At 71.7% G+C, this 21,166-nt stretch carries 21 protein-coding genes; 14 read left to right on the top strand and 7 right to left on the bottom strand.

Annotated features, from left to right (window positions below; all coding sequences use genetic code 11):
- The first annotated feature begins 37 nt into the window (after positions 1–37).
- The 4 genes from ACFVDP_RS33355 to ACFVDP_RS33370 all read left to right on the top strand — a co-directional run bounded on the left by ACFVDP_RS33355 (position 38) and on the right by ACFVDP_RS33370 (position 5,254).
- Complete coding sequence (locus ACFVDP_RS33355) at positions 38–1,387, top strand: ABC transporter substrate-binding protein (protein WP_383497943.1); 1,350 nt, start codon at positions 38–40, stop codon at positions 1,385–1,387.
- Between the two features lie 122 nt (positions 1,388–1,509).
- A complete protein-coding gene (locus tag ACFVDP_RS33360; protein ID WP_383497945.1) occupies positions 1,510–2,334 on the top strand; it encodes a rhamnogalacturonan acetylesterase in 825 nt (274 codons plus the stop codon).
- Positions 2,335–2,353: 19 nt separating this feature from the next.
- Positions 2,354–3,652, top strand: a complete 1,299-nt coding sequence (locus ACFVDP_RS33365; protein WP_383497947.1) for a polysaccharide lyase family 1 protein — start codon at positions 2,354–2,356, stop codon at positions 3,650–3,652.
- 504 nt (positions 3,653–4,156) lie between these two features.
- Complete coding sequence (locus ACFVDP_RS33370) at positions 4,157–5,254, top strand: pectinesterase family protein (RefSeq protein WP_383497949.1); 1,098 nt, start codon at positions 4,157–4,159, stop codon at positions 5,252–5,254.
- A 285-nt stretch (positions 5,255–5,539) separates the two neighbouring features.
- Here ACFVDP_RS33370 and ACFVDP_RS33375 read toward each other — a convergent pair whose 3' ends face one another.
- Positions 5,540–5,863 carry a hypothetical protein gene (locus ACFVDP_RS33375; RefSeq protein ID WP_383497951.1) on the bottom strand — a complete coding sequence of 108 codons (324 nt, stop codon included), beginning with the start codon at positions 5,861–5,863 and terminating at the stop codon, positions 5,540–5,542.
- 247 nt (positions 5,864–6,110) lie between these two features.
- Between ACFVDP_RS33375 and ACFVDP_RS33380 the strand changes: the two genes are divergently transcribed.
- Positions 6,111–6,905, top strand: a complete 795-nt coding sequence (locus tag ACFVDP_RS33380) for an HAD family acid phosphatase (RefSeq protein ID WP_383497953.1) — start codon at positions 6,111–6,113, stop codon at positions 6,903–6,905.
- Positions 6,906–6,979: 74 nt separating this feature from the next.
- Here ACFVDP_RS33380 and ACFVDP_RS33385 read toward each other — a convergent pair whose 3' ends face one another.
- The 3 genes from ACFVDP_RS33385 to ACFVDP_RS33395 are packed head-to-tail and all read right to left on the bottom strand — an operon-like array spanning position 6,980 to position 9,285.
- Positions 6,980–7,819: a pectate lyase gene (locus ACFVDP_RS33385; protein ID WP_383497955.1), complete on the bottom strand. Its 840-nt coding sequence runs from the start codon at positions 7,817–7,819 to the stop codon at positions 6,980–6,982.
- 48 nt (positions 7,820–7,867) lie between these two features.
- Positions 7,868–8,698: a hypothetical protein gene (locus tag ACFVDP_RS33390; RefSeq protein ID WP_383497957.1), complete on the bottom strand. Its 831-nt coding sequence runs from the start codon at positions 8,696–8,698 to the stop codon at positions 7,868–7,870.
- Positions 8,695–9,285 (bottom strand): SigE family RNA polymerase sigma factor, encoded by a 591-nt coding sequence (locus tag ACFVDP_RS33395; RefSeq protein ID WP_383497959.1) that lies wholly within the window; start codon positions 9,283–9,285, stop codon positions 8,695–8,697. Before ACFVDP_RS33395 ends, ACFVDP_RS33390 begins: the two co-directional genes overlap by 4 nt.
- A gap of 181 nt (positions 9,286–9,466) precedes the next feature.
- Between ACFVDP_RS33395 and ACFVDP_RS33400 the strand changes: the two genes are divergently transcribed.
- Positions 9,467–10,015, top strand: a complete 549-nt coding sequence (locus ACFVDP_RS33400; RefSeq protein WP_383497961.1) for a hypothetical protein — start codon at positions 9,467–9,469, stop codon at positions 10,013–10,015.
- A gap of 4 nt (positions 10,016–10,019) precedes the next feature.
- Here the strand turns inward: ACFVDP_RS33400 and ACFVDP_RS33405 are convergent, their stop codons facing one another.
- Positions 10,020–11,480, bottom strand: a complete 1,461-nt coding sequence (locus tag ACFVDP_RS33405) for a peptidoglycan D,D-transpeptidase FtsI family protein (protein ID WP_383497963.1) — start codon at positions 11,478–11,480, stop codon at positions 10,020–10,022.
- 103 nt (positions 11,481–11,583) lie between these two features.
- On the bottom strand, positions 11,584–12,378 hold the full coding sequence (locus ACFVDP_RS33410; RefSeq protein WP_383497965.1) for an IclR family transcriptional regulator: 795 nt from the start codon (positions 12,376–12,378) through the stop codon (positions 11,584–11,586).
- Positions 12,379–12,515: 137 nt separating this feature from the next.
- Here ACFVDP_RS33410 and ACFVDP_RS33415 point away from each other — a divergent pair, with 137 nt between their 5' ends.
- The 7 genes from ACFVDP_RS33415 (at position 12,516) to ACFVDP_RS33445 (ending at position 19,310) form a co-directional block, all read left to right on the top strand.
- A complete protein-coding gene (locus ACFVDP_RS33415) occupies positions 12,516–14,048 on the top strand; it encodes an aldehyde dehydrogenase (NADP(+)) (protein ID WP_383498020.1) in 1,533 nt (510 codons plus the stop codon).
- Between the two features lie 5 nt (positions 14,049–14,053).
- Complete coding sequence (locus ACFVDP_RS33420) at positions 14,054–14,653, top strand: DUF1349 domain-containing protein (protein WP_383497967.1); 600 nt, start codon at positions 14,054–14,056, stop codon at positions 14,651–14,653.
- Positions 14,654–14,939: 286 nt separating this feature from the next.
- Positions 14,940–15,410, top strand: a complete 471-nt coding sequence (locus tag ACFVDP_RS33425; protein ID WP_383497969.1) for a GNAT family N-acetyltransferase — start codon at positions 14,940–14,942, stop codon at positions 15,408–15,410.
- 93 nt (positions 15,411–15,503) lie between these two features.
- Positions 15,504–16,220, top strand: a complete 717-nt coding sequence (locus ACFVDP_RS33430) for a DsbA family oxidoreductase (RefSeq protein WP_383497971.1) — start codon at positions 15,504–15,506, stop codon at positions 16,218–16,220.
- Between the two features lie 102 nt (positions 16,221–16,322).
- A complete protein-coding gene (locus tag ACFVDP_RS33435) occupies positions 16,323–17,402 on the top strand; it encodes an aminotransferase class V-fold PLP-dependent enzyme (protein ID WP_383497973.1) in 1,080 nt (359 codons plus the stop codon).
- A 68-nt stretch (positions 17,403–17,470) separates the two neighbouring features.
- The gene (locus ACFVDP_RS33440; protein ID WP_383497975.1) at positions 17,471–18,094 is read left to right on the top strand and encodes an RNA polymerase sigma factor; all 624 of its coding nucleotides are present in this window, start codon (positions 17,471–17,473) and stop codon (positions 18,092–18,094) included.
- A gap of 40 nt (positions 18,095–18,134) precedes the next feature.
- A complete protein-coding gene (locus ACFVDP_RS33445; RefSeq protein ID WP_383497977.1) occupies positions 18,135–19,310 on the top strand; it encodes a maleylpyruvate isomerase family mycothiol-dependent enzyme in 1,176 nt (391 codons plus the stop codon).
- Between the two features lie 22 nt (positions 19,311–19,332).
- Here ACFVDP_RS33445 and ACFVDP_RS33450 read toward each other — a convergent pair whose 3' ends face one another.
- Positions 19,333–19,827 (bottom strand): MarR family winged helix-turn-helix transcriptional regulator, encoded by a 495-nt coding sequence (locus ACFVDP_RS33450; protein WP_383497979.1) that lies wholly within the window; start codon positions 19,825–19,827, stop codon positions 19,333–19,335.
- A 142-nt stretch (positions 19,828–19,969) separates the two neighbouring features.
- On the opposite strand from ACFVDP_RS33450, the gene ACFVDP_RS33455 reads away from it, so the two are divergent.
- Positions 19,970–21,034, top strand: coding sequence for an alkene reductase (locus ACFVDP_RS33455; RefSeq protein WP_383497981.1), 1,065 nt, complete (start codon positions 19,970–19,972; stop codon positions 21,032–21,034).
- Positions 21,035–21,166 lie beyond the last annotated feature (132 nt).

The following is a 21,166-nucleotide window of genomic DNA, read 5'->3' on the forward strand; positions in this document are numbered from 1 at the left end:
CAGCAGACCCCTCTGATCCAGCAGAAGAGAGCCGATCATGAACATGCGTATGCGCAAAGGCGCGCTCCGTACCGGCACCGCCGTGGCCCTGTCCACACTGCTCGCCCTGACCGCCACCGCCTGTGGTGACGACGGCTCCGGCGCCGGCGGCGACAAGGGCGACGAGGGTTCCGGCAAGGGCACGATCACCTTCTGGGACAACAACACGGCCGTGCGCCGCGACGTCTGGATGGAGATCATCAAGGACTTCGAGAAGAAGAACCCCGACATCAAGGTCAAGTACGTCGGCATCCCCGCCGAGAACGTGCAGTCCAAGTACGACACCGCCATCCAGGGCGGCGGCCTGCCCGACGTCGGCGGGGTGGGCACCGCGATGCTCGCCACCCTCACCGCGCAGGACGCCCTCGAACCGGTCGGCGACCGGCTGGCCACCAGCTCCCTCAACGGCAAGCTGAACGACAAGTTCGTGGACTCGGTGAAGGCGGCCGGCGGCAGCAGCGAGCTGTACACGATCCCGACCTCCGCGAACAACGGCGTCCTGTACTACCGCACCGACCTGTTCGACAAGGCGGGCCTGGAAGCGCCGACGACCTGGTCCAGATTCTTCGAGGCCGCGACCAAGCTCACCCACACCTCGAAGAACCAGTTCGGGTACACCATCCGCGGCGGCGAGGGCTCCATCGCCCAGGCCCTCGACGTGATGTACGGGCAGAGCGGCATCACCTCGTTCTGGGACGGCGACAACGAGAAGACGACGGTCGACGACCCCAAGAACGTCGCGGCGCTGGAGAAGTACGCCGCCCTCTTCAAGAAGGCCACCCCGTCGGCCGACGTCAACAACGACTTCACCAAGATGGTCAGCCAGTGGGACAGCGGCACCATCGGCATGCTCAACCACAACCTGGGCTCCTACGCGGGCCATGTGAAGGCGCTGGGTGCCGACAAGTTCAAGGGCCTGCCGAACCCGACCGGTGACGACGGCACCCGCGTCCAGGTCTCCAACCCGGTCGACGGGCTCGGCCTGTTCAAGGCGAGCAAGAACAAGACGGCCGCCTGGAAGTTCATCGAGTTCGCCGCCTCGCGCACCGAGAACAGCAAGTGGAACGAGTCGGCGGGCCAGATCCCGGCCAACACCGACGCCGCGAAGGACGCCTGGGTCCAGAAGGCCGAGCCCACCCGGCTCGCCGCCGAGGCCCTGGAGTCCGGCTCCACCAAGATCGTGCAGCTGCCGTACTACCTGCCCGACTGGAACACCATCTCCAAGGCCGACAACGAGGCCAACTTCCAGAAGGTCCTGCTCGGCAAGGAATCCGCCAAGGACTTCCTCACCGCCATGGCCAAGGAGCTGAACAAGGCCCAGGACGACTGGAAGCAGCAGGCCAACTAGCCGCCGCGCGCCGGGGCCGGTGGCGGAAGCATCCTCCGCCGGCCCGCCTGCACGGCCCCTTTGGCCCACTCACCACGACCCGCACGTACGTCACGCACGTCACGAAAGGACGGCGCACCGTCGTGTCGACCACCCGAAGAGCCACCCTGGCCGCGCTCGCGGCCCTCCCGCTCGCGGCGGCCGTGGCGAGCCCCGCCGCCGCCCGCTCCCACCCGGCGCACCGCCGCACCCTGTTCATCGCCGGGGACTCCACCGCCGCCCAGAAATACGCCGACGCCGCACCCGAGTCGGGCTGGGGCACGGCCCTGCCGTTCTTCCTCAGCGACCGCATCCGGGTCGCCAACCACGCGGTCAACGGCCGCAGTTCGAGGAGCTTCGCCGACGAGGGCCGCCTGGACGCGATCCTCGCGGCGATCCGCCCCGGCGACGTCCTCCTCGTCCAGTTCGCCCACAACGACGAGAAGAGCGCCGACCCCGCCCGCTACACCGAACCCTGGTCGACGTACCAGCAGTACCTGCGGCGCTACCTCGACGGAGCCCGCGCCCAGGGCGCCCGGCCGGTGCTCGCCACCCCCGTCGAGCGCAGGAAGTTCGACGCCGACGGCAACGCCCTGCCCACCCACGGCGACTACCCGGCGGCGATGCGCGCCCTGGCGAAGGAGGAGGGCGTGGCCCTGCTCGACGTCCAGGCCCGCTCGATCGCCCTGTGGCAGCGGCTGGGCGTCGAGGAGACGAAGGTCTACTTCAACTGGACCGCCACGGAACAGGACAACACCCACAGCAATCCGCCCGGCGCCATCGCCGTGGCCCGGCTCGTCGCCCGTGAACTGGCGCACGCGCGCGTGCTGCCCGCCCACGACGTGCGCCGCACCGGCGACGAGATCGACGAGCTCTCCGACGTATGGCAGTCGCGTCTGACCTGGCTGCCCGGCACGACACCCGCCTGATACCGGCAAGGAGCGCACAGTGAGTACACAGAAATGTCATGGCCGCGTCATATCTGGACTGGTCGGCTGCACGGCCCTGGCCCTCGTCGTCACCGGCACCGCGGGCACCGCCCAGGCGCACGGCCATGACGCCGGCCGCCGGACCCTCGCCTCCGGCGACGGCTGGGCCTCGGCGACCACCGGCACCACCGGGGGCGCCGCCGCCGACGCCGCACACGTCTACACCGTCACCACCTGGGCCGAGCTGAAGGCCGCCTTCGCCTCGGGAGGCACCGCGCCGAAGATCATCAAGGTCAGGGGGACGCTCGACGCGGACGGTTCGACCTGCGACGACTTCGCCGCCGACGGCTACGACCTCGACCAGTACCTCGCCGACTACGACCCGGCCGTGTGGGGCTACGAGAACGAGGTCAGCGGCGAACAGGAGGACCTGAGAGCCGCCTCCGCCACCGCCCAGGCCAAGGCCATCAAGGCCACCGTGCCCGCCAACACCACCATCATCGGGGTCGGCAAGAACGCCGGAATCGTCGGCGGCAGCCTCCAGATCACCGGCGTCGACAACGTCATCGTGCGCGGGCTCACCCTGGAGTCGCCGCTCGACTGCTTCCCGCAGTGGGACCCGACCGACGGCGACACCGGCAACTGGAACTCCGAGTACGACGCCGCCGTCGTCTACGGCTCCACCCATGTGTGGCTGGACCACAACACCTTCACCGACGGCGACCACCCCGACTCCACGCTGCCCACCTACTACGGCCGCATCTACCAGCAGCACGACGGCGAACTCGACATCGTCAAGGGCGCCGACTACGTCACCGTGTCCTGGAACGTCTTCGAGGACCACGACAAGACGCTGATGATCGGCAACAGCGACAGCGCCGCCGCCACCGACGAGGGCAAGCTGCGCGTCACCCTGCACCACAACCTCTTCAAGAACCTCGTGGAGCGGGCCCCCCGCGTCCGCTTCGGCCAGGTCGACGCGTACAACAACTCCTACGTGGCGAACGCCGACTACGGCTACTCGTTCGGCATCGGCTTCAAGTCGCAGCTCTACGCGGAGAAGAACGCCTTCACGCTGCCGCACGGGGTCGGCGCCGGGTCGATCCTCTACCGGTGGAACGACTATCCCGTCACGGCCAAGGGGAACGTGGTCAACGGCGTCGGGACCGACCTCATCGCCGCCTACAACACCGCGAACGCGGCTGCTCCGCTGCGGTCCGGTGCCGGGTGGACGCCCGAACTCCGCTTGCGCGTGGACCCGGCCAAGGCGGTCAGCCGGGTGGTGGCCCAGGGCGCCGGAGCACCTCGACTCCACTGACCCGCGTCCTCATCGCGCAGTTCCCTGCGCCCCTGTTGGGCTGTCGTCCGCCTGCGGCCCGGTGGCCGCTTCTCGCGCAGTTCCCCGCGCCCCTGAGATGCGCACTTCGTGCGCCATCTCATCAGAGACCCGGCCCCCGACTCTCAGGAGAGGCGCGCCATCTGGCCGAGGTGGAGGTACGCCCCTGCCTCTCAGCGGAGGCGCGCCACCCGCCCTTCAGGAGGGGCGCGCCCTCGCCTCTTAGGAGAGGTGCGCCCCGCCTCTCCTGGGAGGCGCGCCACCTGCCCTTCGGAAGGGGTGCGCCCCCGTCCTTCGTCAGAGGCGCGCGAAGCGCAGCCTCAAGGGGAGGCGGCGCGGAGCGCCTGCCTCAGGGGCGCGGGGAACTGCGCGAGAAGCGGCCACCGGCCGTCAGTCGAACGACAACCCAGGGGCGCGGAGCGCAAGCGCGGGGAACTGCGCGACCAGCCCCCACCGGACCCGCACCCCTCCACGAAGGAGCCCCCCTTGAACCGACGCGGATTCATCGCAGCCAGCATCGGCATCGGCATAGGCATCGGCACCGCCGCCCTGACCACAACCCCGGCCCAGGCCAAAGACACAGGCAAACCCTTCGGCCCCTACGGTTCCCCCGCACACCGCAGAGACGCCGACACCGTCTACGTAGACCCCCACGGCCGCGGCGACTTCACCACAGTGCAGGCCGCAGCCACCACCGCCCGCACCCTCGTCATCGCCCCCGGCATCTACCGGGAGACCGTCACCGCGACCGTCGCAGGGGCGACCTGGATCGGAGCGAGCGGCAACCCCCGGGACACCGTCGTCGTGTACGACAATGCGGCCGGCACCCAGAAGCCGGACGGCTCGGGCACGTACGGCACCACCGGTTCGGCCACCGTCACCCTGCGCGGCGAGGACTTCACCGCGCAGAACATCACCTTCGCCAACGACTGGCTCCGCGCCGACCACCCGGACATCACCGGCACCCAGGCCGTCGCCCTGAAGGTGACGGGCGACCGGTCGGCGTTCTTCGGCTGCCGCTTCCTCGGCCACCAGGACACCCTCTACGCCGACTCGCCCGCGGTGACCGCCATCGCCCGCCAGTACTTCCGTGACTGCTACGCCGAGGGCGACGTCGACTTCGTCTTCGGGCGGGGGACTGCGGTGTACGAACACTGCCACTTCCGCACCCTCGACCGCACCGACCTGGGCGGCGCCCCGTACGGATTCGTCTTCGCGCCCTCCACGGCGGGCGCCGCCCCGCGGGGGTTCCTCGTCACCCGTTCCCGGATCACGAGCACCGCCCCCGACGCCTACTACAAGCTGGCCCGCCCCTGGGTGCCCAGCTCCGACACCACGGCCGTACCGTCCCTCGTCGTCCGGGACACCCGGCTCGGCGCGGGCATCGACGCGGCCGCGCCCTACGCGAACATGTCGGACAGCTACCCGTGGCAGCGCCAGCGCTTCGCCGAGTACCGCAACACGGGCCCCGGCGCGGCCGTCACCGTCCCGGAGAACCGCCCCCAACTCACCCATGAACAGGCCGAGTCGGCGACCCCCGCCACCTATCTCGCCGACTGGACGCCGCGCCGGGCACGGCCGTAAGCACTACGGGGACACCGGCATCGCGGCACCGGTCTTCCTCGCGACGAACGCGACGATGACCTGCCCGCCCACGGATCCCGGGGCGTCAGCCGCCCGACAGCGCGAGGCCGGGGGAGAAGTGCAGGCCTCGGACTTCGAGGGGCGCTCTCCCGGATCCGGCATCTCCAGTTTTCACGTACGTACGTCCCTCGGGGCCCAAGCATGTGCGGGCGGCGGTGAATCAGCCTCACTTTGCCATGCCTTGACTCGCCGTGAGTGCGACGTCAGTGATTTTTGATCACGGTCTCAGCCCAACTGCCACAACGCGTAAGCGACCACGATCAGCAGCAGCCCGGCCAGGGCCATCACCGCGCCCAGGAAGCGCAGATAGCCGGGGCGGGCGAGCAGGTCGTGCGTGGTGGTGTCGAGGTCGTTCGCCGGGGTTGTCATGTTCCAGGGGGTGGGCTGCTTGTGGCGGATGCGTTCGCAGCGGCGGGTGGTGATGCCGCGCAGGTCGAGGGCCCAGTTCATTCCGGTCCAGATCGCGACGATGCCGCCCACCAGGAAGGCGCCGAGGATCACGGGGGAGGGGCCGTGGCCCGGGGCGGCGAGGGTGACTCCGGCAGTCACGGTGATCCGTCCTTGCTGCGTCGGCTGTACATGTGTCAGACGACCTTATGGGCCCGGGTTCAACACCAGGTCAAGTGCGGTTCACACCTGGGCAATGGCCCCGAAAACGGGGTGGCGGCGGCCGCGTCTCCTGTGGGTCGGATATCGATCGAGTAAAGGTGCTCGCCCTGCGTGTGTGATGCGCGTAGACAGTGCGTGACCTGGCGCGCCCATCCGTGCGCCGCGGGTCGGATTCCGGAGGCATGACATGCGTAGATCCATCAGAATCACGGGCCTCGCCGCGGCCTGTGCCCTCGCGGGCGGCGTCCTGTACGGCACCGGTGCCGCCAGCGCCGATCGCCCGACCGGGAACACGACGGCCGAGCCGCACAACATCGGCGTCCTCGTGAACGAGATCAAGAGCTACTACGGCGCCACCCAGGACGCCGACGGCGTGTGGCAGGCGTCGCCCGACAGTGCGTACGCCGACGACATGGCGCGCGTCACCGCCAAGGCCGAGCGCGCGATCGACAAGGCGGCCAAGGGGCACGGCAAGCACGGGAAGAAGCCTGCCGTCGTCTTCGACATCGACGACACGCTGCTGCTCAGCCTCGACTACGAGATCAAGACCAACTACACGTACAACAGCGCGAGTTGGGCCGATTACGTGGCCAAGGCCGACCGGCCGGCCGTGCCCGGGACACCCGAGCTCGTCAAGTACGCGACCCGCAAGGGCATCGCGGTCTTCTACAACTCCGGGCTGAAGGAGTCGCAGCGCGCCGGGGCCGTGGAGAACCTGAAGAAGGTCGGCATCGACGTCAATCTCGACGCGGGCCACATCTTCCTCAAGGACACCGCCAACCCGCCCGCCTATCTGAGCGACTGCGCCACCGCGGCCGCCTGGAACTGCACCACGGTGCAGTACAAGTCCGGCACGCGGCAGCACATCGAGTCCCTCGGCTACGACATCGTCGGCAACTTCGGCGACCAGTACTCCGACCTCCAGGGCGGCCACGCCGACAAGACGTACAAGTTCCCCAACCCGACGTACTTCGTCGAGTAGTGGTCGGGTGGTGAGCGGGGCGCCGCCGCCGGCGGAACCGGCACGCGGACCGCGGCGGGGGCGCCCGGCCGGAGTCAGTCGTACGTCAGGTCCGAGGCCGTGTACTGGCAGTACGTGCCGTCGGGGCCGCTGCCGACCTCGGTGGGCTCGGCGCCGGTGCTGTTGCCGTTGTAGCGGACGCACGGCTTGATCTTCTTGCTGCTGTCGCCGTGGATCCGGATGTTGCGCAGGGCCGCGGTGTCGCCGTAGTTGGAGTTGATGCCGACGATCGACTTGCCCGGCGCGGTCACGTCCACGTCGTTGACGATGATGTTCCGGTTCTTGTACTGCGTCGAGCAGTTGCCGCAGGAGCGGACCAGCTTGCCGAAGTCGGACACCTGGAACTTGGTGACGACGAGCTTCCCGGCGCCGTTGAACTGGAACACCTTGTCGGACGCCGACTTCGCACCGCCGCCGTACACCGTGTACACGGACGACGTCGACTTGCCCTTGAAGGTGGCCGCGTCCTCGCCGACGTCCTCCCACCACACGTTCTGGAGCGTGCAACTGCCCGCGCAGTGCACGCCGTCGGCCGCGGGGGAGCCGATGATGACGTTCTTCAGCGTGGCACCGTCCGCAAGGTTGAAGATCGGGTCCTGGCCCTCGTCCTGGCCGCCGTCGCCCAGGTCGCCGGAGCCGTAGTAGCGCTTGTATCCGCCGTCGAGGGTGCCGGACACGGCGATGGTGCTGCTCACCGCCTGCTCGCCCTTGGCGCTCGGCCAGGCGGTCGCGGCGCCCGCGGACCCGATGAAGGTCGTCGTGGCGAGGGCGCCGCCGGTGAGGGCGAGCGCGGTGAGGCCACCGATCGTCATGCGCTTTCTGCTCGTGCGGCGACGGTGACGGTGGCGTGGGGGGTGCTGCGGCTCTTGTGTCATGCCCTGGAGTGGTCGCCCCGCGCGGAAAGGTTGCCGGGTGGTCGCGGGCTACGCGAAGTCGCCGCCGACAGCGGCCTGTTCACCGTCGGCCGTCCGCGCCGACACCGTGTACGTGTCCTTCGCGGCGTCCCGGCCGCCCGCGGCGTGGTTGTACTGCCCGGCGAAGACGAACTCCCCGGTGGGTACGGTCCGCCCGGGCCTCAACTGCCAGCGGTACACGAGGAATCCGTCGTGCTCGGCGACGGACACCGAGAAGTCCTCGGCGGGCAGCGAGCGCCAGTTGCCGGTGTCCGCGACGCCGCCGGTCTGGGCGATCCGCAACTCGACGGTGAGTGAGGAGAGCCGCTCCCCGGTCTTGAAGGTGACATCGCTCTGGCTCCAGTACTCGCCCGACCCCGCGTCGACGGAGCCGTCCGACCAGAGCGGGCCGTCCGAGGTGGTCTCCGGGCCGGGAGAGGCCGGCGGCTTCGCGTCGCCGGTACCGTTCGACGGCTTCGCCGGGGCCGACGACGTCTCGTGCCGCCGGGGCGCGGACGGCGAAGGGCTGCCGGTCGCCGAGGCGGTGGGCGTCCGCTCGCGTGCGGTGGCGTCGGGGGAGGCCGGGGTGGGCGACGGCGAGACGGCGACCGTCTGCCGCGGCTCGTCGTCGGGCCGCAGCGCCGCGCCGACCGCGAACCCGCCCACGGCGAGCGCCCCCGCGACACCCGCGGTCACCCCGGCGATCCGCACCCAGCCGACGGCGGGCCCGCGCCCTCGCGAGGGAATGCCGGCGGCCGGCGGCTCGGCCATGCCGCGCTCGATCCGGGCCAGCATCCGCGCACGGTCGGGCCGGTGCGCGTCGGCGGCCGTGCGCAGCCGACGGCGCAGTTCGTCGCTCATCGCCGGCCCCCTTCCGTGGCATCGAGCGCGGTCGCGCCGACCGCGGGCACGCGCCGGGGCGCGATGCCGTGCACCCCGCCCTGGCCGAGCCGCCGCTCCAGCTCGGCCATGCCCTTGGACGTCTGGCTCTTCACCGTACCCACCGAGATCCCGAGGGCGAGCGCGGTGTCCTTCTCCGACAGGTCGAACGCGTGCCGCAGCACCACGCAGGCCCGCTTGCGGAACGGCAACTCCCGCAGCGCGTCCTGCACATCGACGACGGCCGGTATGTCGGGGCCCTCGGTCCGGTCCTGCCGGCCCGACCAGAAGAGGGCCACGCGCCGCCGCTCACGGACCGCGGTGCGGATACGGGTGCGCGCGAGATTGGCGACGACTCCGCGCGCGTACGCCACCGGATGGTCGGCGGCGCGCACCCGGTCCCAGCGGTGCCAGAGCGCGAGCAGCGCGTCGGCCGCGAGATCGTCGGCGGCGTCCGCCTCACCGGTCAACAGGTGGGCGAGACGGGCGAGTTCTGCGTGATGCCGTTCGAAGAAGGCGTGGAACTCGGCGGAGGCGGGGCCGTCTTCGAAGTCCACGACGGTACTCACGCTGAATCCTCCCTCACAGTGCGGCTCGGCGGGATGCGAGAGCGTACCAGCGTGACGTACGGAGGTTCGACGGTCGTCCGTGATACCGGACATGCGGGGGCGGGATTCAGCCGGGGAGGTCTAGATTGATGCTCTGACCAGGTACGGAGGTACTCAGGTACGTCATGGAGGGCGGCAGCGCGTGAGCGACGGGGCGACGGCGGCGGCGTACTGGGACGCGCTCTCCGGGCACCTGCGGGGCCGCGGTCTGCCGCCCGGCCATGTCACGGAGACGGTCGGCGAACTCGCCGCGCGGTCCGGCGGCACGGACCCGGCGGACGCGTTCGGCCCGGCCGGGGAACTCGCCCGCCGGCTGGCCCCCGGGCCGGCCGCGCCCGACGAACACGTCGAGATCTGGCGCTGGACCGCCGACACCTACGCCGACGCGGCGCTCCTGGACCGCTTCGGCGCCGAGGGCTGGGAGCTGCGGGAGATCGACGACCTCGGCCGCTTCGTCTGCCGGCGCGATCCGGAACGCCCCGGCCGCTGGGAGTACCGCAGAGAGCCGGCCGTCCCCGGCGCTGCCGCTCCCGAGGGCTGGGAGCCCTGCGGCACCTGGGTCGTCTACCACTGGTACAAGCGCCCGGCGCGGACCCCACCGGAAACGGCGACCGGGGCCGGGGACACACGGTCCCCGGCCCCGGTGGGCCGCCGGCCGCTGCGCCGGATGCTGCTGAAGCGCCGCCGGTAGGGCGTCAGTTCTTCAGCGCCGCCTTCATCATCGCCTTCGCGATCGGCGCCGCCAGCCCGTTGCCACTGACCTCCGAGCGCTCCGCGTCCGACTGCTCCACGACCACCGCGACGGCGACGGACTTCCCCGTCGAGTCGTCCTTCGCGTACGACGTGAACCAGGCGTACGGCGTCTGGCTGTTGTTCTCGCCGTGCTGCGCCGTACCCGTCTTGCCGCCCACGGTCGCCCCCGCGATCTGCGCGTTCGTGCCCGTGCCCTGGTCGACGACCGTCTCCATCGCCGACCGCAACTGCTTCGCGGTGGACTCGCTGACGACCCGCTCGGTGTCGGAGTCGGGGTAGGACGTGACGGCGTCCCCGTCCGCGTCCGTCACCTGCGACACCATGTGCGGCGACGCCTGAAGGCCGCCGTTGGAGAGCGTGGCCGAGACCATCGCCATCTGGAGCGGGGTGGCGGTGACGTCGAACTGGCCGATACCGGTCAGTGCCGTCTGCGCGTCGTCCATGCCGGACGGGTACACGCTCTCGGCGGCCCGCACCGGCACGTCCTGCTTCGCGTCGTCGAAGCCGAACTTCTCGGCCATCGCCTTGAGCTTCTTCTCCCCGAGATCGGCGGCGATCTTGCCGAAGACGTTGTTGCAGGAGTACTGGAGCGCGGTCCTGATCGTCGCGTTCTCGCAGGGTGCCGACGCGCTCTCGTTCTTCAGATACGTGTGCGTGCCGGGCAGCAGATACGGGTTCGGGGAGTCGGTCTTCTCGTCGACCGACGAGTACAGCCCGTTCTCCAGCGCGGCCGAGGCGACCACCAGCTTGAACGTGGAGCCCGGCGGCAGCGCCTGCTTCAGTGCCCGGTTCAGCCTCGGCTGGTCCTTGTCGGCCGCCAGCTTCTTCCACGCCGACGCGTCCGACGAGCCCGAACCGCTGATCGTCGACGGGTCGTACGACGGCGTCGACACCATGCCGAGGATCTTCCCGGTCTCCGGGTCGATGGCGACGGCGGCGCCCTTCTTGTCGCCGAGCGCCTGGTACGCGGCCTTCTGCACGCCGGGGTCGACCGTCGTGATGACGTCACCGGGCTTGGTGCTCTTCCCGGTTAGCAGGTCCACCGGGTTCTTGATCTTGTTGTCGGTGCCGTCGAGCACGCCCTGGTAGAGCGACTCCAGCTGCGTGGAGCCGTACACCTGTGACGTGTAGCCCGTCACCGCCGAGTACAGCGAGCCGTCCGTATAGGTCCGCTTGTACGCGAGATCGCTGTCGGACCCCGTCTTCGTGGAGCCGGTCACCGCCTCTCCGCCCACGATGATGTCGCCCAGCGGATGCGCGTACTGCTGCATCACGGTCCGCCGGTTGTTCTTGTCGTCCGCGAGGGCCTGGCCGTCGTAGAACTGCACCCATGTCACCCTGACCAGCAGGGCGAGCACGAGCAGCAGACAGAAGACGGAGGCACGTCTGATCGTCTTGTTCATCCCGCACAGAAGACGAGCGGAGCGAAGGGTTTCGTTCCGTTAGCGACGCTTTTCACAGACTTTCTCAGGAAGCTCTCACGGAACCGTCACCGGAGGTGCGCGGTCAGAGGCGGCGCGTGGCCAGGGTCAGCCGGTCCCGGGCGTCGAACAGCGCGTCCTTGACCATCTGCTCGTGCGCGGGGGTGAGCCGGGCCACCGGCACCGAGCAGGAGATCGCGTCCCGGGCCGGGGTCCGGTACGGGATGGCGACACCGAAGCAGCGCAGCCCCAGCGTGTTCTCCTCGCGGTCCACCGCGAAGCCCTGCTCGCGCACCGCGTGCAGCTCCTCGATGAGCTTCTCGCGGTCGGTGATCGTGTGCTCGGTCAGCGCGGGCAGCGTCTCGGGGAGCAGCTTGCGGACCTGCTCGTCGGTGTGGGTGGCGAGCAGCGCCTTGCCGAGCGAGGTGGAGTGCGCGGGCAGCCGGCGGCCCACGCGCGTGAAGGGGCGCAGATAGTGCTGCGACTGGCGGGTGGCGAGGTACACGACGTTCGTGCCGTCGAGGCGCGCGAGGTGGATGGTCTCCGTGGTGTCGTCGGAGAGCCGGTCCAGGGTCGGCCGGGCGGCGGCGACCACCTCGTCACCGTCGATGTACGACGTGCCGACCAGCAGCGCCCGCACCCCGATCCCGTACCGTGTGCCGGTCGCGTCGGTCTCCACCCAGCCCAGCTCGACGAGGGTGCGCAGCAGCATGTACAGGCTGGACTTGGGGTAGCCGACGGCCTCCTGGACCGCGGCCAGGGAGTGCATGCCGGGACGGCCCGCGAAGTACTCCAGCAACTCGACCGTCCGCACCGCCGACTTGACCTGCGCGCCACCTGCCGCGCCGCCCGCCGCGGCCCCCGTCTCGCCTGCCGACATCGCCCTTGACCCCTTCGTTCGACGAGAAATAGTCTCCGTATTGTTCATCAACAGAGACAGCGTTCAGTATATCGAACGACCCTCGGGACTCGTCCGCCGAGCCGCGAGAAAAGCTGGAGGAATTCGTCGTGGCAGACGTGGCAGCAGCACCAGTCTGGAGTGTGGACCCCCGAACCGGGAAGCAGCGGGAGCAGGTTGCGGTCGAAGCCACGGCCCAGGAGGTGGACCAGGCGGTCCGCGCCGCCGACGCCGCCCGCCCGGCCCTCGCCGACCGCGCCGTGCGCGCCGCCTTCCTGCGCACCGCGGCCGACCTGCTCGCCCAGGCCAAGGACCATCTGGTCGAGGCCGCCGACGCGGAGACGGCCCTCGGCCCGGTCCGGCTCACGGGTGAACTCGCGCGCACCAGCTTCCAGCTGCGGGCGTTCGCGGACATCGTCGACGAGGGCGCCTTCCTCGGCGTCGTCATCGACCACCCCGACGACACGGCGACCCCGCCCATCCCCGATCTGCGCCGCTACAAGATCCCGCTGGGCGTCGTCGCGGTCTACTCCGCCTCGAACTTCCCCTTCGCCTTCTCCGTGCCCGGCGGCGACACGGCGAGCGCGCTCGCGGCCGGCTGCCCGGTCGTGGTGAAGGCCCACCCCGACCACCCGGCCACCTCCGAGCTGGTCGCCTCCGTGATCCGCCGGGCCGCCGTCCAGCACGGCATTCCCGAGGGCGTCCTCGGCCTGGTCCACGGCTTCGACGCCGGTGTCGAGCTGGTCAGGCACCCGCTGGTCGCGGCGGCCGGCTTCACCGGTTCCGTACGCGGCGGCCGGGCGCTCTTCGACGCCGCCGCCTCGCGGCCGACGCCGATCCCGTTCCACGGCGAGCTGGGCTCGCTCAACCCCGTCGTCGTCACCGAGGCCGCCGCCGCCGAGCGCGCCGAGGCGATCGGCGCCGGGCTCGCGGGCTCCATGACCCTCGGCGTCGGCCAGTTCTGCGTCAAGCCCGGCCTGGTCCTCGCGCCCGCCGGCGCGGCGGGCGACACCCTGGTCAAGGCGCTCACCGCCGCCGTCAGCGACACCGGCTCGGGCGTCCTGCTCGACCACCGGATGCGGGACAACTTCATCGCCGGGGTCGCCGAGCGCGCCCAGCTGCCCGACGTGTCCGCCCCGGTCACGCCCGGCGCGGGCAGCGACCACACCGTCTCGCCCGGCTTCCTCACGGTCCCGGCCGCCCGCCTCGCCGTCGCTGGTGGCGCGCACGACCTGCTCCTGGAGGAGTGCTTCGGCCCGGTCACGGTCGTCGCCCGCTACGAGTCGGCCGACGAGATCACCGCCGTCGTCTCCCGGCTGCCCGGCAACCTCACCGCCACCGTCCAGCTGTCCTCGGCCGAGGCCGCGGGGGAGGGCCGGGGCGCGGAGCTGCTCACCGAGCTGACGCCCATCGCGGGCCGTGTCCTGGTCAACGGCTGGCCGACGGGTGTCGCCGTCGCCCCGGCCCAGCACCACGGTGGCCCGTACCCGGCGACCACCTCCACCTCCACCTCCGTCGGCGGCACGGCGATCGAGCGCTGGCTGCGTCCGGTCACGTACCAGACCGCGCCGGAGGCCCTGCTCCCGCCCGAGCTGCGCGACGGCAACCCGCTGGGGCTGCCGCGGCGCTACAACGGCCGCCTGGAAAACTGATCACCATGGAACTGAACCTCCCTGAACTGCCCTTTCCCCTGACCGCCCACGGTCCCGACGGACACTGGGCGTACGCCGACGGTGTCCTCACCGGCCGGGCCGGCGCCCGCCAGGACCGCTTCGTGCCGCCGACCGGCGACGCGCTCGACCCCGCCTCCGACGCGCCCCGGCTGCTCGGGGCGCCCGAGGGCGACTTCCGGTTCAGCGCGCGGGTCACCGTCGGGTTCGCCGCCGCCTTCGACGCCGGTGTGCTCTACGTCCACGTGGGGGACCGGGAGTGGGCGAAGCTCTGCTACGAGCGCTCCCCGGACGAGCCGACGATCTGTACGGTCGTCACGCGCGGGTACTCCGATGACGCCAACTCGGCCGTGGTGCCGGGCAATTCGGTGTGGCTGCGCATCAGTCGGACCGGGTCGGCGTTCGCGTTCCACGCCTCGACCGACGGGGAGACGTGGACCTTCGTCCGGGTGTTCTCGCTCGGAGACGGGGACGCTCCGCTGGTCGGGTTCCTGGCGCAGTCACCTACCGGGGAGGGCCTGGACGTCTCCTACGACCACATCGAGTTCCACCAGGGCTGGCCGAAGGACCTCCGCGACGGGTCCTGACGCCGGGGCCTCGGGTGGCCTGTCGGCCTCCGCCCCCGCCGCCTTGGGCAATCTGCCGCCTGGGGCGGCAGGGTGGGCAAGGCGGCACCCCGGTGCGGGGCTAGCGCCTATTGGGCGGCCAGTTCAGCGCCGTTCGCGGGTGCGGGCCCGGTGGGGGCTTGTCGCGCAGTTCCCCGCGCCCCTGGCGGGGCGGAGAGCAGCCCGCGATGAGAGTGCGCCTGGCGGGGCGGAGAGCAGCCCGCGATGAGAGCGGAACCGTGGCGCGGGCCCGCCCGTCTACCCGGGCATGATCCGTACCGCCGTACCCGCCGACGCGCCCGTCATCACCGCCCTGCACCAGCGGGCCCGAGCCACCTACTACCCCGAGGGGTTCCCGGACGGGGACACCCCGGAGTTGTGGGAGGAGCGGTGGACGCAGGCCATCGTGCGGCCCCGCGCCCACGTCCTGGTCTGCGTACGCGCCGGCGAACCGGTCGGCATCGCCTCCTTCCGCCGCCCCGACGAGGCCCCTCACGGCACCACGGTCAAGCTCTTCCAGCTGCACACCGACCCCGCCCACTGGCGCCGCGGCATCGGTACGGAACTGCACGCCGCCTGCGTCGAGCAGTGGCAGGCCGACGGGATGACTGAGGCCGTCCTCGACGTGCACCGCGACAACGACCGGGCCCAGGCCTTCTACGCGGCCCACGGCTGGCACGGCGGCAGAACCGGCTCCGGCCACCACCGTGAGCTGCGCCTCGACCTGCCCCGGGAATGACCGGAGGCGGCATCCGGTTGTACTGGTACGGCGCAGGGCACCCCCTGCCCGTCAGGACGTGAACACGCCAACCAGCTGGAGCGAGAGACCCTCATGCGCGTCGAGATCTGGACCGACATCAACTGCCCCTTCTGCTACATCGGCAAGTCCCGGTTCGAGCAGGCCCTCGATGCCTTCCCGCACAAGGACGAGGTCGAGGTCGTGCACCGCTCCTTCGAGCTGGACCCGACCGTCAAGAAGGGCGAGACCGGTCTCGTCGTCCCGCACATCGCGCAGAAGTACGGCATCAGCGAGGCCCAGGCCGCGGCGAACGAGCAGGGGCTCGGCCAGCAGGCGGCCTCCCTCGGCCTGCCCTACCTCACCGAGGGCCGTGACTACGGCAACAGCTTCGACCTGCACCGCCTGCTCCACCTGGCCCGGGACAAGGGCGTGCAGGACGCCCTGATCGACGCGCTCTACCAGGGCAACTTCGTCGACAAGGAGTCCGTCTTCGCCGACGAGGAGCACGTCGTGCGGCTCGCCGTCGGCGCGGGCCTCGCCGAGGCCGACGTCCGCGGCGTCCTCGCCGACCCGGACGCGTACGCCGACGCCGTGCGCGCCGACGAGCGCGAGGCGGCCGAGCTCGGCGCGACCGGCGTGCCGTTCTTCGTCCTCGACCGCAAGTACGGCGTCTCCGGCGCCCAGCCCGCCGAGGTCTTCACCCAGGCGCTGACCCAGGCGTGGGGCGCCCGTTCCCCGCTCACCGTGATCGACACGGCCGACGGCGGCGACACCTGCGGCCCCGACGGGTGCGCCGTCCCGCAGGCCTGACCGGTATCGAAAGCCCCTGACCAGCACCGATAAGGGCGTCTTAGGGGTACTCCTCAAACATCCGCGATGGACGGGCAGTTGGCGGCGGGGCACAGTGGTGCCATGGAGACTTCCGGTGCGCCCCGACAGCTCGACGCGGATCTGGTCCGCGCCGAGTACACCCCCGCCACCAGCTACCTGAACACGGCCAGTTCCGGCCTGCTGCCCGCCCGGGCCGTGCGGGCCATGCACGAGGCGATCACCGCGATGGCCGAGGGCCGCCCCATCGACTCCCTCTTCGTGGACGTGGAGGAGGCGCGGGCGGCCTTCGCCCGGATCGCCGGGGTTCCGGTGTCCCGGGTGGCGACCGGCGCGTCCGTCGCCGTCTACACCGGACTGATCGCCGCCTCCCTGCCCGAGGGCGCCGAAGTCCTCGTCGCCGAGGGCGAGTTCAGCTCCACCATCAACCCCTTCCACGTACGGCAGGACCTGAAGGTGCGCACGGTGCCGCTCGCGGCGCTCGCCGAGTCCGTGCGCCCCGGGACGGCGCTCGTCGCGGTCAGCGCCGCCCAGTCGGCGGACGGCCGGATCACGGACCTGACGGAGCTGCGGGCCGCCACCCGCGCGCACGACGCCCGTCTCTACGTCGACGTGTCCCAGGCGGCCGGCTGGTTCCCGCTCGCCGAGCACGCCGCCGCGGCGGACTACGTCTCCTCCGTCGCCTTCAAGTGGCTCACCTGCCCGCGCGGCGCCGCGTTCTTCGTCGGCCCGCCCGACCCCACCGAACTGACGCCCGTCTTCGGCGGCTGGGTCGCGGGGGAGAAGCCCTGGGACAGCTGCTACGGACCGGTCACCGAGCTCGCCCGCTCCGCCCGCCGCTTCGACGAGACGCCCGGCCTGATCGCGTACACGGGCGCCCGCCGCTCGCTCGAACTGATCGAGGAGCTGGGGCCCGAGGCGATCCGCGCCCACGACCTGTCGCTCGCCGACCGCTTCCGCGCGGGCCTCGCGGAGCTGGGCCACGAGCCGGTGCCGGCCCCGGGCTCGCCCATCGTCTCCGTGCCCGGACTCGGCTTCCGGCAGCCGGAGTTGCACGACGCCGGACTCGAACTCTCGGACCGCGCGGGCAACTTGCGGGCGTCCTTCCACCTCTACAACACGGCCGAGGACGTCGACCGGCTGCTCGCCGCGCTGACGCGTTGAACCCTGGCGTCCGGGCCCGCGGGACGCTAGGAAGGGCACCAGGGCCTGTCTGGAGGCGGTGGTGCCCGGTGGCTCGCACGGACCCGACCGATCCCGTGGACCGCACCGTCGGGCGCACGTCCGACGCGGAACTGCGCCGACGCCTGGTCTACGGCGACGAGGCGGCCCTCTCCGAGGCGTACCACGCCTACGGCGGGCTCGTGCGGCAGGTCGCCGTACGGGTGACCAGGACGGCCGGCGCCGCCGACGACGTGGCCCAGGAGGTCTTCGCCCAGCTGTGGGCCCGCCCGTACGCCTTCGACGCGCGCCGCGGCTCGCTGCGCACCTGGCTCGGCATGCTGGCGCACCGGCGCGCGGTCGACTGGGTGCGCAGCGAGGCCCGGCACCGCAAGGCGGCCGGCGCCGACGACGAGACGCTGCACGCCGTCCCGGCCGACGACCCGGGCCCCGACGAGCGGGTCGTCGACCGCGAGCGCGCCCTGCTGCTCCACTCGGCCCTGGCCGAACTCCCGCTCCCGCAAAGGGAGGTGGTGCACCTCGCCTACTTCGCGGGACGCTCCTACCGGCAGGCCGCCCGGGAACTCGGCATCCCCGAGGGCACCGCAAAGACCCGGCTGCGCACCGCGCTGCGCCGACTGGCCGAAACCCTGGCGGAGCCGCTCGATCCGGCCGGTGAAAGGGATGCGCGATGACAGCTCGTACCCGCAGCGGCGTACGGAAGGGAGCGCGCGCATGACGGAGGAGGACGCCCGCGACGACGCGTCGGAGCAGGCACCGGACCGGACCCCCGGCCAGTCGCCGGACCACGCGACGGTGAGCGAACTGCTCGGCGCCTGGGCCGTGCACGCCCTGCCGCCCGACGAAGCGCGCCTCGTGCCGCCGCACCTGGCCGACTGCGAGGACTGCGCGGCGCAGGCGGAGCGGCTGCGGGAGACGGTGCGGCTCCTCGACGGCCCCGACCTCGATCAGGGCCTTTCCCGAGACCCAGCCCCAGCCCCAGACCCAGACGCAGAACGCGATTCCGCCCCGCCGTCCTCCCCGGCGCCGACCGCGCTGCCCGAGACCCTCACCCGCGTCCTGGCCGGGCGCCCGCCCGTGCCCCGTGCCACCACCGTCCACGCCGAGCCCTACGCGGCGGCGGTCGCCGCCCTCCAGGCGCTGCTCGCCGAGCTGGACCGCGACACCGCCGCCTCCTGGCACACCCCGGTCGTCCACGACTGGACCGTGCAGGACACGGTCGCCCATCTGATCGCCGCCGACGCGCACCTCGCCGCCCGCCTCGGCCTGCCGCCGGGCACCGCGCTCCCCGTCGCGGACGAGCCCGCGGAGGACGCGGAGGGCGCCCGCTGGCGCGACGCCTGGGCCGACCGCACCCGCCGCCAGATCACCCACGAGCGCGGCCACGCCCCGGGAGAGACCGTCGCGGCCTGGCGCGCCCAGGCCACCGCGCTGCTCGGCACCGAGGCGGCCCGCGATCCCGAACGGGCCGCCCGCGTCACGACCCTGCTCGGCATCCGGCTGCCGCTCGCCGACCACTTCCTGATCCGCGCCTTCGAGACCTGGATCCACTCCGACGACATCGGCCGCGCCCTGGCCCTGCCGGTGCCCCCGCCGCCCGTCGCCCACCTGTGGCGCCTGGTCCGGCTCGCGGTGCGCCTCCTCGGCCTGGCCCTGGGCCCGCAGGCCCCGACGGTCGCACTCACGGTCACCGACGAGACGCACAGCACCGAGTGGATCCTCGGCGCGGAGGGCGAACCGGTGCGCGCCGAACTCGCCCTGGATCCGGTCGACTTCTGCCTCCTGATCGGCGGGCGCGCCCATCCCGGCACCGTCCCCCGGGGCACGGGCGGCGACACGGCGGCCGCGCTGGCCGTCCTCGACCGGGCGGCCGGGCTCGGCTGGCTGTGACCGGCCGCGTACCGGGAACGGGTCAGGGGCAGTCCCCGGCCTCCGTGCAGAGATTGCCCTCCACCCGGGCGAGCAGCCGCACGAACTCCGCCTGCTCCGGCTCGGAGAGCCCGGCCAGAGTCCGCTCCTCCAGAGCGGACCACGCGTCGGCCACGTCCTTCAGCAGCCCGCAGCTCTGCTCGGTCGCCTCCACGCGCACCGCGCGCCGGTCGTCCGGGTCGGGGGAGCGGCGCACATGCCCGGACTGCTCGAGGCGCTGCAGCATCTTGGTGACCGTCGACGGGTCGAGCTCGACGGCCTTGATCAGCTCCGACTGCCGTACGGGCCCCTTGTCCCACAGGTGCATCATCACGAACTCCTGCCCCGGGTAGAGCCCGAGCCCGCGCAGCCCACGGCCCGCCGCGGCGCGGTGCAGCCGGGCGACCCGCGCCAGGGCGAGGCTGACCGGACCGCCGAGGGCGGTGGCCGGGACGGGGGCGGTACAGACGGGCTCGCCGTCCTTCGGTGTGGGCGACATGGCTGCTCCTGCGGGCTGATTCGGGCTTCACGCAAACATTACCTTGGTCGGCCAACTAATGCGCTACAGTGACGTCAGCGCAATTGATTGGCCGACCACATATATCCGTGGCGGACCCGTACCGATGTTGATCGGAGCAGTCATGACCACCGCTTTCGACCCGTTCGACCTCCCCGGCACCCGGATCGCCAACCGCATCGTGATGGCCCCCATGACCCGCAGCAGGGCGGGCGACGGCGGCACCGCCACCGACTTGACGGCCGAGTACTACACACAGCGCGCCTCGGCCGGCCTGATCGTCACCGAGGGCATCCAGCCCTCCGCGGTGGGCCAGGGCTATGCCTGGACCCCGGGCCTGCACAGCGCCGAGCAGATAGCGTCCTGGCGCAAGGTCACCGACGCCGTGCACGCGGCCGGAGGCACGATCTTCGCCCAGATCATGCACGCGGGCCGGATCAGCCACCCCTCGCTCCAGCCGGAGGGCGGCCTGCCGGTGGCGCCGTCCGCGGTGGCCCCCGAGGGCAAGGCCTTCACGAACGACGGCTTCCAGGACTTCGTCGCACCGCGCGAGCTGACCGGCGACGAGGTCCGCGCCACGATCGCCGACTTCGCCGCGGCCGCGAGCGGCGCGATCGAGGCCGGGTTCGACGGCATCGAACTGCACGGTGCCAACGGGTACTTGATCCACCAGTTCCTCACCCCGGGCTCCAACGAGCGCACCGACGAATGGGGCGGCAGCGTCGAGAACCGGATCCGGTTCGCCGTCGAGGTGGTCAAGGCCGTCGCCGAGGCCATCGGCCCCGAGCGCACCGCGCTGCGCATCTCGCCGCTGAACACGTACAACTCGATGCCGGGCACCGACACCGCCGAGACCTACCAGGCGCTGGTCGACGAGATCGAGCCGCTCGGTCTCGCCTATCTGCACGTCCTGGAGATCGGCGCGGACATCCGCGAGATCACCAACGACCTGCGCAAGCGGTTCAGCGGCCCGTTCTTCCTCAACGCGTTCACCGCGACCCCGACCGACCACACGTCGCTCACCCTGATCGAGGACGGCGTCGCCGACGTCCTCACCTTCGGCGGCCTCTTCCTCGCCAACCCGGACCTGCCGGCCCGGCTGCGCACCGAGGGCCCGTACAACACCCCCGACTCGTCCTCGTTCTTCGGCGGCGGCGCGGAGGGGTACACGGACTACCCGTCCCTGTGACCCGTGGTGTGACACATGAGTGGGGGGGGGACGGGCACAGTCCCCCCCCCCCCCCGTGCTTCCCTATTCTCCTTCCCCGCCTCCCAGGAGCACCTCCCCACAGTGAAATCCCCCGCCCCCACGGAACTCCGC

The organism is Streptomyces sp. NPDC057694 (genome assembly GCF_042799415.1).
Lineage (GTDB): Bacteria > Actinomycetota > Actinomycetes > Streptomycetales > Streptomycetaceae > Streptomyces.